The sequence below is a fragment of the Burkholderia sp. BE17 genome (assembly GCF_009362305.1).
Lineage (GTDB): Bacteria > Pseudomonadota > Gammaproteobacteria > Burkholderiales > Burkholderiaceae > Burkholderia > Burkholderia pyrrocinia_C.
In genome coordinates this window covers 18,111-35,114 of record NZ_WHNU01000042.1, presented here as the reverse complement: position 1 = coordinate 35,114, position 17,004 = coordinate 18,111, and the positions used below count along the sequence as shown (strand labels likewise).

General features: G+C 63.9%; 10 protein-coding genes. 5 read left to right on the top strand and 5 right to left on the bottom strand.

The window, feature by feature from the left end; translation table 11 throughout:
• The first annotated feature begins 76 nt into the window (after nucleotides 1–76).
• From GD429_RS30600 to GD429_RS30580, 5 genes are all read left to right on the top strand, one after another.
• Nucleotides 77–922, top strand: coding sequence for a M15 family metallopeptidase (locus tag GD429_RS30600; protein ID WP_152862674.1), 846 nt, complete (start codon nucleotides 77–79; stop codon nucleotides 920–922).
• 301 nt (nucleotides 923–1,223) lie between these two features.
• Complete coding sequence (tssM, locus tag GD429_RS30595; protein ID WP_152862672.1) at nucleotides 1,224–5,177, top strand: type VI secretion system membrane subunit TssM; 3,954 nt, start codon at nucleotides 1,224–1,226, stop codon at nucleotides 5,175–5,177.
• Complete coding sequence (gene tagF / locus GD429_RS30590; RefSeq protein ID WP_152862670.1) at nucleotides 5,174–6,163, top strand: type VI secretion system-associated protein TagF; 990 nt, start codon at nucleotides 5,174–5,176, stop codon at nucleotides 6,161–6,163. Before tssM ends, tagF begins: the two co-directional genes overlap by 4 nt.
• Nucleotides 6,164–6,167: 4 nt before the next feature.
• The gene (locus GD429_RS30585; protein WP_152862668.1) at nucleotides 6,168–7,118 is read left to right on the top strand and encodes an OmpA family protein; all 951 of its coding nucleotides are present in this window, start codon (nucleotides 6,168–6,170) and stop codon (nucleotides 7,116–7,118) included.
• Nucleotides 7,119–7,157: 39 nt separating this feature from the next.
• Nucleotides 7,158–7,733, top strand: a complete 576-nt coding sequence (locus GD429_RS30580) for a DUF3592 domain-containing protein (protein WP_321574997.1) — start codon at nucleotides 7,158–7,160, stop codon at nucleotides 7,731–7,733.
• 315 nt (nucleotides 7,734–8,048) lie between these two features.
• Here the strand turns inward: GD429_RS30580 and GD429_RS30575 are convergent, their stop codons facing one another.
• From GD429_RS30575 to tssH, 5 genes are all read right to left on the bottom strand, one after another.
• Nucleotides 8,049–8,822, bottom strand: coding sequence for a hypothetical protein (locus GD429_RS30575; RefSeq protein ID WP_152862666.1), 774 nt, complete (start codon nucleotides 8,820–8,822; stop codon nucleotides 8,049–8,051).
• Between the two features lie 37 nt (nucleotides 8,823–8,859).
• Entirely contained in the window at nucleotides 8,860–10,275 is a 1,416-nt protein-coding gene (locus GD429_RS30570) for a hypothetical protein (protein WP_152862664.1), read from the bottom strand.
• A 79-nt stretch (nucleotides 10,276–10,354) separates the two neighbouring features.
• Nucleotides 10,355–13,033 (bottom strand): type VI secretion system Vgr family protein, encoded by a 2,679-nt coding sequence (locus GD429_RS30565; RefSeq protein WP_152862662.1) that lies wholly within the window; start codon nucleotides 13,031–13,033, stop codon nucleotides 10,355–10,357.
• Nucleotides 13,034–13,146: 113 nt separating this feature from the next.
• Nucleotides 13,147–14,268: a type VI secretion system protein TssA gene (gene tssA / locus GD429_RS30560; protein ID WP_152862660.1), complete on the bottom strand. Its 1,122-nt coding sequence runs from the start codon at nucleotides 14,266–14,268 to the stop codon at nucleotides 13,147–13,149.
• A 55-nt stretch (nucleotides 14,269–14,323) separates the two neighbouring features.
• On the bottom strand, nucleotides 14,324–16,993 hold the full coding sequence (gene tssH / locus GD429_RS30555) for a type VI secretion system ATPase TssH (protein ID WP_152862659.1): 2,670 nt from the start codon (nucleotides 16,991–16,993) through the stop codon (nucleotides 14,324–14,326).
• Between the last annotated feature and the right edge of the window lie 11 nt (nucleotides 16,994–17,004).

Genomic DNA, 17,004 nt, shown 5'->3' with positions numbered 1-17,004 from the left:
CCCGGCCTCTCGAAGCAGCCTGATTCTAAGAGCAAGCATTGCAAAACACAATCAATTCCAATTTCCGGGGATTTCGTTGATTGCCGTCGCACTCGTCGCCTATTTCGCCCTCGCCGTCGCGGTTGCGGCACTGTTGCTTTTACCGGGTATCCGCGCGACCGTTTTCGAATCGGTCGCCCAGTTTCACGGCCGTCTTACGCGCCGTGCGAACGATCGCGCCGCCCGTACGCGAAGTCAGATTGTTAAATCGGCAAGCGCTACGCGCGGCGCTTTAAACGATGTGCAAAATTTACTGATTCGGCGGCGCTTGATGATTATGGTATCGGCAGGTATTCTTGCGACGCCGCCATTGGTCGCCATTGCGTTACGCGGCCGGCAATTGTTCCAGTACGACGACACGGCGCGCGTGCCCGACGAGAAGATCGCCGCGCTGCTGCAGGGCGAACAGCTCGTGCCGCCGCCGCCGCTGCCGCCGGAAGTCTTCGCCACCCGGGAAGTCGAACAGGTGCGCCCGGCGCTGAAGGACGCGAGCCGCGACTGGAACCTGCTGGACCCGGATTTCCGTACGCGTTTGCTGCTGGTCTACAAGATCATGCACGAACAATATGGTTATGAAATGGCGCTGCTGGAAGGTTACCGGAGCCCGGAACGGCAAAACCGGCTGGCGCAGATGGGCAGCAACGTGACCAATGCGGCGGCCTTCCAGAGTTATCACCAATTCGGGCTGGCGGCCGACAACGCATTCCTGCGCGACGGCAAGCTGGTCATTTCCGAGAAAGATCCATGGGCGATGCGCGGCTATCAGTTGTACGGCCAGGTCGCCGAGCAGGTCGGCCTGACCTGGGGGGGCCGCTGGAAAATGATGGATCTCGGGCACGTGGAATACCATAAACCCGGTTTTAAACTGGGACGCGGCAGCTAGCCAGGGCTGCCGGACAGGAAATAATGAGGGCGGCATGGGGCTTTTTAATATCCCGGCAGGAAACGATATGGGCGACGCAAAAAATCGGGCATTCCGGTGCGCGATTTTTTGCGGCCGCCGCTTCCGTTTTAAATCTCACAGCGTCCTTTCATTAATGCGCGCGCCTTCTCCGATGCCGCGGGCGCATTGATGCCGGCCCCCTTCATCCCGTTTGACAGCATGGCGACACATCGCGGCGCCACCCTTGCCGCTCGGCGCGCCTGCGTCGCCTCACCGAATCGCACCGGAACCTGAACGTCCTATGCAACGCATCCTCAACGTGCTGACTCATCCGCGTACGCTCTCGATCGTCGGGATCGTCGCGCTAGCGGCCATCCTTTTCATCGTCGCCGACATGCTGCAGTTGCCGCTCCTGTGGGCGGCGATCGCGTTCGCGGCGATCCTCGCGCTGTGGCTCGTCGTCGCGCTGTGGCGCCGCTGGCGCGTGAAGCGCGCGAACCAGCAGCTCGGCCAGGTGCTGGAAGAGCAGGCGGAAACCGGCAAGATCGCCGCACCCGCCGCCGCCGCGCTCGCGCCCGACGCGAAGACGGCCGACCTCGACGTGCTGCGCACGCGCCTGTCGGACGCGGTGAAGACGATCAAGACGTCGAAGATCGGCCAGGTCTCGGGCGGCTCCGCGCTGTACGAACTGCCGTGGTACATCGTGATCGGCAACCCGGCCGCGGGCAAGAGCAGCGCCGTGCTCAATTCCGGCCTGCAGTTCCCGTTCGCGGACAAGAACAGCGCCGTGATCCACGGCATCGGCGGTACGCGCAACTGCGACTGGTTCTTCACGACCGAAGGGATCCTGCTCGACACGGCCGGCCGCTATTCGGTGCACGAGGAAGATCGCAGCGAGTGGCTCGGCTTCCTCGGCCTGCTCAAGCGCTATCGCCCGAAGGCACCGATCAACGGCATCATCGTCACCGCGAGCATCGCCGAACTCACCGGCAACCGCCCCGAATTCGCGATCAACCTCGCGAAAAACCTCCGCCAGCGCGTTCAGGAGCTGACGGAAAAGCTCGAGGTGTTCGCGCCGGTCTACGTGATGTTCACGAAGGCCGACCTGATCACCGGCTTCACCGAATTCTTCAGCAGCAGCGACAAGCACGAGTACGACCGCGTGTGGGGCGCCACCCTGCCCTACGAGCCCGACGACAAGCGCGACGTCGTCGCGCAGTTCGACACGCACTTCGAGGAACTCTACGAAGGGCTGAAGGAGATCAGCGTCGCGCAGCTGTCGCTGTCGCGCGGCAACCAGCTTTCGCCGGGCCAGTTGAGCTTCCCGCTCGAATTCTCGACGATCAAGCCGTCGCTGCGCGCATTCCTCGCGACGCTGTTCGAGAACAACCCGTTCCAGTACAAGCCGATCTTCCGCGGCTTCTACTTCACCAGCGCGCTGCAGGAAGGCGAAACCAACAGCACGGCAGCGCAGCGCATCGCGCACCGCTTCGGCCTCGACGCGAACGCGCTGCCGAAGCCGCACAGCGCATTCTCGAAGAACGGCTTCTTCCTGCGCGACCTGTTCTCGAAGGTGATCTTCGCGGACCGCCAGACGGTGCGCCAGTTCGCCAGCCCGACCAAGACGCGGCTGCGCTACGCGACCTTCTTCGGCTTCGTCGCGGCGCTCGCGCTCGCGCTCGGCGGCTGGACCTGGTCGACGATAGGCAACCAGCAGCTCGTCTCGAACGTGCAGGCCGACCTCGACAACGTCACGCGCCTGCAACAGGGCCGCAACGACCTGCAGTCGCGCCTGCAGGCGATGGACATCCTGGAAGACCGGATCGAGCAGCTCGAGCAGTTCCGCCGCGACAAGCCGCTGTCGGTGTCGCTCGGCCTGTACCAGGGCGACCGTCTCGAGCAGCACCTGCTGACCGAGTACTACAACGGCGTGCGCCAGATCCTGCTGGCCCCCGTGTCGCAGAACCTCGCGTCGTTCATGAAGGACGTGAACGCGCATCCCGAACAGCTCGTGCCGATGACCCGCCCGCCCGAATCGGGCGCCGTGCAGGGCGGCACGATGCCGGTCTCGACCAACGCGGCGGGCGCCGCACCGCAGGCCGGTGCCGCACTGGCCGCACTGGCCGCGTCGGGCACCGCGCCGGCCGCCGCGCCGCAACAGCCGGCCGCGCCGCAGGGCGGCCTCTACAGCGACGCGTCGCCGACCAACGTGCAGGACGCGTACAACGCGCTCAAGACGTACCTGATGCTGTCCGACAAGCGCCACGTCGAGCAGGCGCACCTGACCGACCAGCTCGCCCGCTTCTGGCGCGGCTGGCTCGAGACGAATCGCGGCAACATGCCGCGTGACGAGATGATCAAGAGCGCGGAGCGCATGATCTCGTTCTACCTCGCCCGCGTGAACGACAACGACTGGCCGATGATCGACGCGAACCTCGCGCTCGTCGACCAGACCCGCGAGAACCTGCGCCGCGTGGTGCGCGGGATGCCGGCCCGCCAGCGCGTGTACGAGGAAATCAAGGCACGCGCGTCGACCCGCTTCGCGCCGATGACCATCGCGCGCATCGTCGGCGACGGCAACCAGGGGCTGGTGGCCGGCAGCTACGCGATTCCGGGCACGTTCACGCGCGAAGCGTGGTTCGACTACGTGCAGCCGGCGATCCGCGACGCGGCGACCAAGGAACTGCAGGCGAAGGACTGGGTGCTGAATACGTCGACGCAGGACGACCTGACGCTCGAGGGCAGCCCCGAGCAGATCCAGAAGACGCTGGTCGGCATGTACAAGACCGAGTACGCACAGCACTGGCAGAAGTTCATGCAGGGCATCGCGGTGCAGGGCTTCAGCAGCTTCGGCCAGGCCGTCGACGGGATGAACCGCCTCGGCGACCCGCAGGATTCGCCGATCCGCAAGATCCTCGAGACCGCGTACGACCAGACGTCGTGGGACAACCCGTCGCTCGCGAACGTGACGATCAAGAAGGCGCAGACGGGCGTCGTGAACTGGGTCAAGCAACTGTTCTCGCGCTCGCAGGCCGGCCAGGTGGCGGCCGCCAACATCGACATCAATGGCAATCCGGCCGAGGTGCCGATGGGTCCGGTCGGCCAGGAGTTCATCGGGCTCGCGCGGATCGTCGCGACGCATGACGGCACGTCGATGCTCAAGGGCTACATGGATTCGCTGTCGAAGGTCCGGACCCGCTTCAACGTGATCAAGAACCAGGGCGACCCGGGCCCCGGCGCGCGCCAGCTGATGCAGCAGACGCTCGACGGCAACGGTTCGGAACTCGCCGAGTCGCTGAAGCTCGTCGACGAGCAGATGCTGACGGGCCTCACCGATTCGCAACGCAAGTCGCTGCGCCCGCTGCTCGTGCGGCCGCTGATGCAGGCGTTCGCGGTCGTGATCCAGCCGGCCAGCGCCGAAGTCAACAAGGTGTGGAACGCGCAGGTCTACCAGCCGTTCCAGAACTCGCTCGCGACGAAGTATCCGTTCGCGGCCAATGCGAAGGTCGAGGCCGGCGCCGGCGAGATCGCGCAGGTGTTCGGTCCGGACGGCTCGATCGCGAAGTTCGTCGGCACGACGCTCGGGCCGCTCGCGGTGCGCCGCGGCGACACGCTCGCCGCCCGCACGTGGGGCGACATGGGCATCGGGCTCACGCCGGACTTCACGAACGGCTTCGCGCGCTGGGTCGCGCCGCTCGCGGGCGGGGCGGCAGGCGGCGCGGCCGCGGCGTCCGAACCGCAGACGGTGTTCCAGATCCTGCCGCAGCCGAGCACGGGCACGACGGAATACACGATCGCGATCGACGGGCAGCAACTGCGCTACCGCAACACGCCGCCGCAGTGGACCAACTTCGTGTGGCCGAACCCGCAGGGCTCGCCGGGCGCGACGTTGTCCGCGACGACCTTCGACGGCCGCACGGTGCAGCTCGTCAACGAGCCGGGCCGCTACGGTCTCGAGAAGCTGATCAACTCGGCGCAGCGCAAGCGCCGTCCGGACGGCACCTTCGACCTGACGTGGGTGCAGGGCAGCGTGAACGTGTCGGTGACGATGCGCATCATCAGCACGTCGCAACCGACGGGCGGTGGCGGCGACCAGCCGCAGCAGCAGAGCCTGCGCGGCCTGCAGCTGCCGTCGTCGGTCGCCGACGCGAGCGCGGGCGCCGCGCAGAACGCGACGCAGTTCGGCACGGGCACGCCGGGCGCAGCGCCGGCCATCGCGGCCGCCAACGCAACGAATGCACAGGGGGCGCAATGACGCAAACCGTACAGGCGCAAATCGCCTACTTCGGCAAGATTCCGTCGCGCGGCGACTTCGTGAAGAGCGCGCACAATCCGCAACTGCTGCAGACGCTCGATCACTGGATCGCGCAGGCGCTCGAACTGCTTGCGGAAGATCCGCGCTGGAAGATCGTCTACGAGGATGCGAAGCCGATGCATTTCGCATTCCTCGGCTCGCGCAGCAAGCTCGCGATCGCGGGCCACATGGTCGCGAGCCACGACGTGTCGATGCGCCGCTTCCCGTTCCTCGGCGCGACGGCGCTCGAGGTCGACCGGCCGCTCGCGTTCCTCGCGCGCAGCCCGCTTGCGTTCGCGCGGCTGTGGTCGCGCGTCGCCACGCAGATCCCGCCGCTGCTCGGCAAGGACGAGCCGCCCGGCGCGCTGCAGGCGCTCGGCGACACGCAAGTGCCGATCGACGTCGGCGGCCCCGGCACGTCGCATGACGGCACCTTCAACGATTTCGTCGAACACCAGTCGCTGTATGGCCTGCAGCAGATGCTGCTCGAAAGCGGCCATCCCGTGCGGCTGCGCGGCGCGATGCTCGCGCTCGGCTCGCTGCTGCGGCCGGTGATGCAGAGCGGCTCGTCGCACATCGAGCGCGGCCTCACGCTGCCGCTGCCGGTCGATCCGTTCTACCGCAGCCTGGTCGCCGCGTTCTGGCTCGAACTGATCGCGCCGTTCGTCGCGCAGGCCGACTTCGAACTCGCGATCTTCATCGGCTCGATCGCCGAGCGCGAACGGCTCATCATCGGCTTCAACGGCGCGTCGGCGAAGACGCTGCTGAGTGTCGTCGATCCGCAGACCTATGCCGCCCACAACATCGACATCGACGATCCCGAGTGGATCGACGCCCATGCGCAAAACGATCACCAGATCAGCAAGCTCGTCAGCTACCTCGACCAACCGCAACTCTCGCTGCGCGTCGCGATCGACGCGTTCCGCGAAGCGTTCATCGGAGGCTGACGGGATGCATCGCACGATTCACGCCCGGCGACCGCGCTTGTCGCCCGCCCTCGCCGCTCTGTTCGCCGCCGGTCTCGTTGCCAGCGGCGCAGCCTTCGCGCAGAACACCGGCGCGACCGTCACGCCGGTCGGCAACGGCTCGGTCGCGACGACCGCACTGCCGTCGTCGAACCCGAACCCCGGCGCCGCGCCTGCGACCGCGTCCGGCACGCTGGTGCACGGCACGGCCGGCACCATCACGCCGCCGCCCGCGAACGCGGCGCCCGGCCAGGTCGTCGCCGGCGGCAAGGTGCCCGACGAGGCGACCAAGGCCGCCGTGCTGCAGAAGCTGCGCGATACCTACGGCGCGGCGAACGTCGTCGACCAGATCGAGGTCGGCGACGTCGCGACGCCGCCGAACTGGAGCGCGAACGTGCAGAAGCTGCTCGGCGCGCAGCTCAAGCAGATCAGCAAGGGGCAGTTGAAGATCAACGGCACGCAGATCGAGATGAAGGGCGAGGTGCACAACGAGGCGCAGCGTCAGCAGCTCGCGAGCGACATGGCGAACACGCTGAACCCGACCTACACGATCAAGAACGGGCTGCGCGTGTCGGCGTCCGAGCAGGGTGTGCTCGACCAGACGCTCGCGAACCGGACGATCGAGTTCGAGACGGGCAGCGCGACGCTGACGCCGCAGGGCAAGCTGATCCTCGACCAGATGGCGGCCGCGCTCGCGAAGATGCAGAACCGCACGGTCGACATCATCGGCCACACCGACAACTCGGGGAACCGGACGTCGAACATCGCGCTGAGCCAGGCCCGCGCGGATGCGGTAAAGGGCTACCTGATCACGAAGAGCATCCCGCCGCAGCAGATGACGACGACGGGCGTCGGGCCGGACCAGCCGATCGCGCCGAACGATACGGCGGATGGAAGGGCGAGGAATCGAAGGATCGAGTTCCGGGTGGGGCAGTAAGCGGCGATTCGCGCGTATGGCGAGAATCAGGCAATTCCCGTGAAATTCGCGCTGCGCTGCTTGCGCTCGGCCATTCTTCTGCTAGTCGGTGCGCTCTTCGTGCTGGTGGGCGCATCGGGCGTCGTCAATTCGGCCATCCTCGTTCGCGCTCGCGCGTGGCCTCACGTCCCTGCCTTTGTCGAGCGATGCGAGTTGTCTCTGCGATATGGCAAATCCGATGTGACATGGGAAGCGCGCGCCGTCTTCCGCTATGGTGCGGGGCGGACGCAGCACTACGATACGACGTGGCAGCCTGCCGGGTCGCCTGTTTATTCGCGTTCGGCCGCATCGAACATCGATCGCGAACAGTTCGCCACGTTCACGAAGACGTATTGCAGCGAGGCCGCGAACGATGGCCTGCACGTTTCGCCGATGTTTCCGGGTATTGCCCGGCGCAACGAAGCGGTTGTGGGCGGGGAATGGGTACGTGAAATCGGATTCGGTCTGTTCGCCCTGGTCGGCGGTTTGATGTTGTGTGCGATGAGCATTTCGTCGCTGCCGTCGGTCGAGGATCGCAACAAGCACGCGGTGAGGCGCAAGATGCGGCGGGCACGGAATCGCATCAGCGGTTCGTGATTCGGATGTGGTGACTGGTTGCGGATCACACTTGGTCGCATCCGCCCATGTTATGCAGCTGATCGCCGTAGCGCGGAGCCCGAGAATCGGGCGTTCATTGATCGCACGCCTGTTTCAGGTAATCCAGAAGAGTCATCGTTCGTTGCTCCGTCAGCGGCGATCGTCAACGGCGGCGAATCGACCAGAAACAGTGGCGTTCCGAGCACATACGCGCACACGATGAGGACCGCACCGGCGACCAGATTCTCTCCGAGAATTGCGCGGTATCACGCGGATATGAAATTTCGCTTCAAACCGCTGCGAGCATCAGGCCATTCATGAACTCAGAATAACTTTCTTCCCGGTTTTTCGTTCAAGCCTCAACGGCAAATAAACTCGAAAAAAAATCGATCGCACGTAGGCATTCCCAATGATCCAGATCGACATCGGGAACCCAACGAGCGACAAAACAACACCCAGCACATGAGGACCAACGTTCTCACCAAAAACATGGTTCGCACTTAACCCAAATGCCGCAGCAAAAGGCATCGAATAACCAACCACTGAAAGCAAGGACCCTTTCAGCGGATTCCGCGAAGTCAATTGATCAATATAGCCACCCAGCGAATTACGGAAGACCAAATTCCCATCATTTTCATAATAAATTGTCTTCACAACCGATTCACTTTTAACGGCGCGACGAAAATCCGACAAAACCTTGAACGAGTGCCATCCAATAATAGCAAAGCATACAGCAATCACGGAAATCTTCAAAATTCCGAGCATCGGAACATATGATATATAGAACAACCAAACCAATGCGATCATCAACCACGGCCCCAGGTAAAACAGCGAAACAACACCCTCAACCCAGAGCCTTCGAGACTGCCGATTCATAACATAATGAACAAACAAAACAATCGATATACAAAACTGAACAACCACTATCGATTTCCACAACAAATCCGCCATCACACCCAACTTGGAAAATACGTAATATATGGCGGCCACAAGCAAACCAATAGCCAACTCTATCGCAGCCAGCTTTCCATGAAAATCTATCGGCGAACCGTCATTGACTGGGTGGCCATCAACATTTGCTTCCATCATCAGATAAAAATCCTCAAAAATCACCGGAAGTGAATCCTCAGGGAAGCATCATCCATTGCGACCCTGAATAATAGTCACCATAATCCTTCGGCAGCTTTTCTTCGAGTGCCTTACCGGCCCTCCGCACCATGCCATCGATTTCATCCACGATAGCCTTCGGATTGTGAAATAGCAATTTCACGAATTTCTTCCCACTAGCATCGAACAAATAATCAACAAGCAAACCAACACCCAAAATCAGGACAAATCCACCTATCGCCAGAGCACCCACAGTCACTCCGGTCGCTGCAGCCATGGCAACTATGCCAGCGTTGGCCAAGCTTATTGCAGCACCAACCAATGCCGCCTTGAATGCATCCACCAACAATATTGCGATTAAGTCCCTGAAATCCTGATTTGAATCCGAAAACCAGACGATCGTGTCTATACCCGCCCCAATAAAGAATGCGACCAGTGCATTCCCGGAAAAGGATCCCTTGGCTGCATTCCACGCCGCCGCTCCTGCGGATGACAATGATCCAGCCCCTCCGGCTATCGTTGCCAGCTTGGTACCGGGCTGCACTTCCCGCGCATAGCCAACCAATAAAAATCCCAGAGTTTTCCAATCTTCTGGGACGGTGGAGAATGCAAGTACTGTTTCACCGCCACGCTTGATTAAAAAAAATGATCTTTTAAAAAAATCCCTTGCCCAAGGCTCATTTCCATACCAAGCATCCCTGATATACGCACCGATATTTCCAGCCTGCATCAGAAGCCAGTTCCTCGATATGACATCGTGAGGATTAGGCTTAAATTCGCAAGGTTTGTCACCCTCTTTGAAGAATCTCAGCACCCAATTTGGCTCCTCCACACCGGCATTCCGCTTTACAGAAAACATGTGAACGGAGTATTTTATTTCCCGCCCGTCCGCGGAAACATTTAATGCCTCCCTCGAGAAAACATTGGGCGCACCCGCCATCGTTTTTTTAGATTGGAACGGGCTATTATTCATCAGGCCGGATGAATCACCTTTGGATTGCGCTTGGCGGGCCCGATCCAGAGCGGACATCAAGGACGGTGCCGCAGCAGCTTTTCCCAGGACTCCAGCATCCGAAATCCGGATCAGGTCCTTCGCCCACTCCTTATCGTTGTGGAGCACAATCAGAACCGGCGCTGGTTTATCCTTCGGATCATCCGTACAGCCCTTTGTGCAGTCCATTTTGGCAATCGGATAGTGCCCAAGCACCTTCTCGCCCTGCTTGAGAATCAGACTCCCCTCGAAAGTACGACCGATCCAGATGTGGCACGGCTCCCCATCTTTGAACGTCGTCTTGCCGACATTCATCTTCCGCTTCGTGTCATAAAAGCGCCCGTTCGGTTGATCGGGGTGCGTCGTGGCGACGGTATAGGTCGCGCCGGCCTGAAGCTGGATATCGAATACCACATCCCGGTGCTTGCGCAACAGCACCGTCAACTCCGTCTCGGCCGCGCAACTGACCGGCTCACCAGGCAAATCGATACAAACGTTATGCTGAACAAGCGGCCTGCCCATTTCACTCTCCCGTCCGTTTGACCTGGCTGGCCACGAACTCGTCAAAATCGATGTTCTTCAATTCCGCCTTGCCTTCCGCATCGAGCGCAACGCTATGCTCCGTCCCGTCCTCGGTCGCAAACTTGATCGGCTCCCCGTGCGGCACGTTTCCGTCGGCGTCGACATAGCGAATCCGCATGTCCGCCTTGCGACCTTCCGTCTTGAACGTCTTGTGCAGACTCGCTGGCCCGCTGAACGCGTGCTGCCCGCCCTTCACGTCGATTTTCCCCGGCGCATGAATCTCGATGTTGCCGTCCTTGATCCGGACGTACGCGCCACCCGACGTCAGCAGGATCTCCTGCTTCGCGACACCTTCGATCGACGCCGTCGCCGACAACACCTTGACGGCTTTCTGCGCGGTCATCTCGACGTTGTCGTTGTGGGCCTGTATCTCGACCGGACCTTTGCCGGCAAAGAGCTTCATGCCCGCGTTCTGCACGAACAGGCTGAGCTTCTCCTTGACGCTCGCCACCAGCGACTTGCCGCTCGCGAGATGCGTGCTTTGACCGCTGACGAGATTGACGTGCCGGTCCGCGGCCACGTGCGCACTCTGCAGCGACGCCATCCCGATCCCCGCCGGGCTCGCGAACAGCATCACCGGCTCCTTGAACGCATTCGCGTTGCCCGTCCCGCCGCCAGCGGTCCTGCCGCCCGACGCCGCACCCGCCACGCTGTTCTTCGTCGCGTCGGTGAATTGCTTCAGCGCATCGTGACCGGTACCGAGGCTTTCGGCCTGATGCATTTCGCTGACCTGCGACATCGACTCGAGCAGCCCGTCGGCATTCGCGAGCTGCTGCTGCGCTTCGCTCACATCGAGCGGCTGGCTATTCGCCTGCTTCGGATGCGTCGTCACGTACAGCCCCTGCGCGGCACGCACGGCGCCATACGCATCCGTGCGCAGATCGAAACCCGAGCCGAGATACGCACCGCGCGTGTTGCCGCTCTGTTCGATCAGGTAGCCGAGATGCAGCAGCGAATTCGCGCTGCTGCTGAACAGGCGCGCACGGTTCTGCCCGGTCGCGTCGTCGAGCACCATCTCGTTGTGACCCGAGCCCGCATACTCCTTCGACCGGAAGCCCGACAGGATCCCGTCGCTATGCCACTGCGGCTTGGCGGCCCCGTTGTAGACGCGATGCATCACGATCGGCCGGTCGCAGTCCCCACCGATGTAGCTGATGATCACTTCCTCGCCGACCCGCGGTATATGGACACCGCCGTAACCGCCACCGGTATCCGACTGCACGACGCGCACCCAGCACGACGCGTTTTCGCGGCCCTCGCTCTGCCGGTCCCAGACGAACATGACCTTGATCCGGTTCAGTTCGTCCGTATAGACCTCCTCGCCCTTCGGCCCGACGACGACGGCCGTTTCGAGCTGCATCGCGGGCTTCCGATGCTCGAACGGGCTGCGATACGGCACGGCCGCGCGTTGCGCTTCGACTTCGACGAGATAGAACCCGGCGGATCCGTCGTCATGCCCGACTTCGAATGCGGCCGCTTCACCGTGGCCGGCTTTCACCTGCGCCAGCCGATCCTGCAGGCTGTGCGGAAAATTCGCTTCGTGGTCCGAGATCGGCAGGTTGTTCTCGACGTACCGCGACACCTTCAAGGCCGCGAATTCCCGGTCTTGCGCCGCGTCGCGGTCGTGCTCGGGGTGACCCGCCAACGTGAAGCGCCGGCCGGCATCGATCCCGCGCACGCCGCCCACACCGAAAAAGCGCTTCGCGCGCGACTCCCATTGCTCCAGTCGAATCTTCGACAGATGTTCGCCGCGGTCCTGGCCCGCATACGTGTACGCGCCGGTGTATTCGTAGATTTCCGCCTGGTCCGGCAGATCACCCTGCCCAGCCTTCGTCGGCAACGTCGTGCCGTTCGGGTTGCCCGGCGACGACGGCGACTTATAGTCGAACGTGCGCGTCGTGTGCAGCGAACTCTGCAAGGTCCGCGATGCGGCCCATTGCGTGAAGCCAGCGGTTTCGCTACCCGTTCCCGAGCGGTCGAACCTGACGGTTTGCGGCGACAGTTCATCGCCTGCATGCAGATCGTCGGTAATGACGAGCGTGTGCGCCTTGCCGTCCTCGCTATGCCGCCAGAAACCGAACAGCCCTTCGTCTTCCATCAGGCGATGCACGAAGTTCCAGTCTGTTTCGCTCTGGCGGCAGTACGATCGGGACGGCAGCGTCTTCGACAGCGCGAACTGATACTGCCCCTTGGCCTGCGGATGCGCGTCGAACACGTCGGCGATGATCGTATCGACACTCTGGCCCTGCCAGTACCGCATGTCGCTGCGGAACTTGAGGAAGTGCATCCACGACGCAAAAGTCAGCTGATAGCTCGACAGGCTGCCGTCCGCGCCGAGCCTGCGAGCCGTATGGATATAGCCGTTGATCGGCAGATACGACTGGTTCGCCTGCTGTATCCACAGCGTCATCGGCTTCGCGATCAGCGTCTTGAGCTCGATGTCGCTCGCGGTGGAAACGAGATCGAGCGTGACGCTGAAATCGCGCCCCAGTTCGGAATGGGTCACGGCCCGACGCGGCACGAGTGCATTGTTCGGTAACGACGGAATGTCCGTCTTCAGCAGACGATCCTGCTGAATCAGGCCACCACGAATCGCCTGTGCGAGTTCGGTCACGTTCATGCGTCATCCATCTTGTTGTTGCCGCGATCCCGCGTGGGCCCGCGCTCTCAGGAAACAGCCCTTCTCTCACGGCACTTCGGACACCTCCGAGTAACCTCGGCCCGACACGGACATTACGACTGCTCGTCCGGCCGCACGCCCAGCAGCTCGCGAATATGCGACAGCGAGCCGTCGTCCTTGACGACGCTCTCGAGCCACTTGTGCAGCGGCATGTCGGCCCATTCGGCGGCCTTGTCGGCGAGGTACGCGACCGGGCTGTGCGGCTCGGTCTGGCGGAAATAACGCGCGACCGCGCGCAACTGGTCGACGGCCTGCGCGCGGTTCTGGATGCCGGCGATCATCTGCGTCACCGGAGGACGCGGAGCGGTCTGCGACTGCACGTGGGTCTCCTCGGTCTGGATCGAATTGCCGAAGCTCGGCTCGATGCGCTCGGGCTGCGCCTGCTGCGCCGCTTGCGTGTGCGGCGCACTGCCCGTATAGCCCTGCTCGCGTGCAAAGCGCTCGGCAAGCCGGTACACCGTCTCGAACGCGTCGCGCGCCTGCCGGAAGCTCGGCGCCGAATCGCCCGCACGCTCGACGAGCCGTTCCTCGAATGCGTCGAGCGCGAATTCGAAGGCCTTCAGGTTCGCCAGCAGCGCCGTGTAGAACGCAATCGACGTCACGCGCCGCGACGCATCGATCTGGTCGATCGACGGCTTGCCGCGCGCGATATCGTCCGCGTGTTCGGGGTCGCGCTTGATCGACTGCGCGACGTGCTGCGCCACTTCCCAGTCGAGCGTGCTGAACGCGTTCGACGCGCCGTCCGTCATCGGCACCGCGCGCAGCAGCTCGGCCGTGCGGCCGGACAGCCACGCGACGTTGCCGAGCCGGTGCTCGGTGTCGCCGTCTTCGGGCAGCGGGTGCACGGTGTCCCAGAACTCGCGGCACAAGCCCTCGAGCAGCGCATAACCTTCGGTGAGGCCGGTGATGCCGTCCTCGAGCGCGAGCGCCTCGGTCAGCCACACGGCGAGCCGCAGGTCCTTCGTGCGCGTGCGCAGCAGCTCGCCCGCATGGTCGACGACGAAACCCCAGTCGGCCTCCTTGATCTCGGTCACCCATTCGCCCTGGTCGAGCGTCGGATCGTCGTAGCGCCGCGCATCCTGGATCGCGTCGAATTCGTTCGAAAACAGCAGGTCGTCGCCGCTGGGCGACGCATCGCTGACCGGCGTCAGCAGCTCGGGGAGATTGATCGGCATGGTTCAGTGAATCCGTTGATGCATCAGATGTCGCGCGCGGGGCTCATTCGACCGCTCATTCGACCGCATAGGCGAATTCGCCGGCCTCGTCCGCGCGCACCGCGATGCGCGCGATGGCCGCGCCGTCGGCGATCCGGCCGAGCACGTGGCCCGCGATCTCCGGCAGCAGCGTGCCGTTCAGGATATGGTCGACGTTGCGGGCGCCCGAATCGACCTCGGTGCAGCGCGCGAGCACCGCCTCGACGAGCGACTCGTCCCATTCGAACGCGGCCTTGTGGTTCGCCTCGATCCGGCGGCGGATCCGCTCGAGCTTCAGCTCGATGATCTCGGCCAGCACGTCGTCGGAAATCGGATAGTACGGCACGACCTTCATCCGGCCGAGGAACGCGGGCTTGAACGCCTTGTACAGCTGCGGGCGCAGCGTCTCGGCAAGCGCGTCCGGATCGGGCAGCTCCTCGGCCGGCTTGTTCAGGCACGCCGCCATCACCGCGGTCGAACCGACGTTCGACGTCAGGATGATCAGCGTGTTGCGGAAGTCGATCTCGCGCCCTTCCGCGTCGTCCATCGTACCCTTGTCGAACACCTGGAAGAACATCTCGAGCACGTCGGGGTGCGCCTTCTCGACCTCGTCGAGCAGCACGACGGAATACGGGTTGCGGCGCACGGCCTCGGTCAGCACGCCGCCCTCGCCGTAGCCGACATAGCCGGGCGGCGAGCCCTTCAGGCCCGACACGCTGTGCGCTTCCTGGTACTCGCTCATGTTGATCGTGACCATCTTGCGCTCGCCGCCGTACAGGATGTCGGCCAGCGCGAGCGCCGTCTCGGTCTTGCCGACGCCCGACGGCCCGACGAACATGAACACGCCGCGCGGCTTGTTCGGATCCTCGAGGTTCGCGGTCGCGGTGCGCACGCGCTGCGCGATCGCGTCGAGCGCGTGGTCCTGGCCGATCACGCGCGCGGTCAGCAGCGGCTGCAGGTTCAGCACGGTGTCGATCTCGTCCTTCACCATCCGGCCGAGCGGAATGCCCGTCCACGCGGCGACGATCTCGGCGACGACGTGGCCGTCCACCTGCAGCGGCACCATCGGCTCGCCGCCCTGCAGCGCGTGCAGCGCCGCGACGCGTTCCGCGAGCTTGTCGCGCGTCGCCTGCACGTCGACCGGCTGGCCGTCCTCGGACGGGCCACGCGCCTTGTCGAGCGTTTCGCGCAATTCGGTGATCTCGGCGACGATCGCACGCTCGGCTTCGTAGCGCGCGTCGTCCTTCGCGAGTTGCTCCAGCGCCGTGTCGCGCGCACCGCGCAGCTCGCCGAGCCGCTCGTCGTGCGACGCGCCGCCTGCTGCCTCGCGTTCCAGCGACGCGATTTCCGCGTCGATCCGCTCGATGCGCTTCTTCGTGTCGTCGATCGCGGCCGGCGTCGCGCTGTGCGCGAGCGCGACCTTCGCGCATGCGGTGTCGAGCACGCTGATCGCCTTGTCGGGAAGCTGGCGGCCGCTGATGTAGCGGTGCGACAGGCGCACGGCCTCGGTGATCGCATCGTCGAGGATCCGCACGCTGAAATGCTTCTCCATCAGGCCCGACATGCCGCGCAGCATCGCGGCCGCGAGCGGCTCGCTCGGCTCCTCGACCTTCACGACCTGGAAGCGCCGCGCGAGCGCCGCATCCTTCTCGAAGTACTTCTTGTATTCGCTCCACGTCGTCGCGGCGATCGTGCGCAGCTCGCCCCGCGCAAGCGCCGGCTTCAGCAGGTTCGCCGCGTCGTTCTGGCCGGCCTGGCCGCCCGCGCCGATGATCGTGTGCGCCTCGTCGATGAACAGGATGATCGGATGCGCGCTCTTCTTCACCTCGTCGATCACGCTCTTCAGCCGGTTCTCGAACTCGCCCTTCACGCTCGCGCCGGCCTGCAGCAGCCCCATGTCGAGCACGTGCAGCGCGACGCCGGAGAGCGGCGGCGGCACGTCGTCGGCCGCGATCCGCAGCGCGAGGCCCTCGACGACCGCCGTTTTGCCGACGCCGGCCTCGCCGGTCATGATCGGGTTGTTCTGGCGGCGGCGCATCAGGATGTCGATCGCCTGGCGGATCTCGGCTTCACGGCCGATCACCGGATCGATCTTGCCGTCGCGCGCGCGCTGCGTGAGGTTGGTCGTGTACGTGTCGAGCGCGGGCGTCTTCGACGGGCCGGCCGCGGGCGCCGCACCGTCGGCCGCCGGCGCCATGCCGCCGTCGTCGGTATCGGCCTGACGCGGCTCGGCTTCGCTCGATCCGGCCACGATCTCGTCGAACTTGTGCTTCAGGTCCGTCACGTTCACTTCCGCGAACTGCGACGACATCCGCTGCGCGAACTGCGCGAGATCCGGCGCGGTCAGCAGCGCGAGCAGCAGGTGCCCCGAACGGATGCGGCCGAGCTGCGAATCGAGCGATGCGATCAGCCACGCCTGTTCGAACAGCGCGATCAGGTGCACCGAAAACACCGGCGTACGCGTGTTGCCGGTCTTCAGGCGCGTCAGCTCGCGTTCGAGATCCGCGCGCAGCGCATGCGGATCGACGCGGCTCGCGCGCAGCGCGAGCGGCAGGTCGCCCGCCGGCTCTTCGAGCAGCGCGAGGAACAGGTGCTCCAGATCGACCTCGTAGTGGCCGCGCGCCAGGCACGCGCTCGCCGCACGCTCGGTCGCGCGCCGGCACAGCGGGTTCAGTTTCGTGATCAGGGTCTTCAGAGGCGTGCTCATGGCGTCGATCT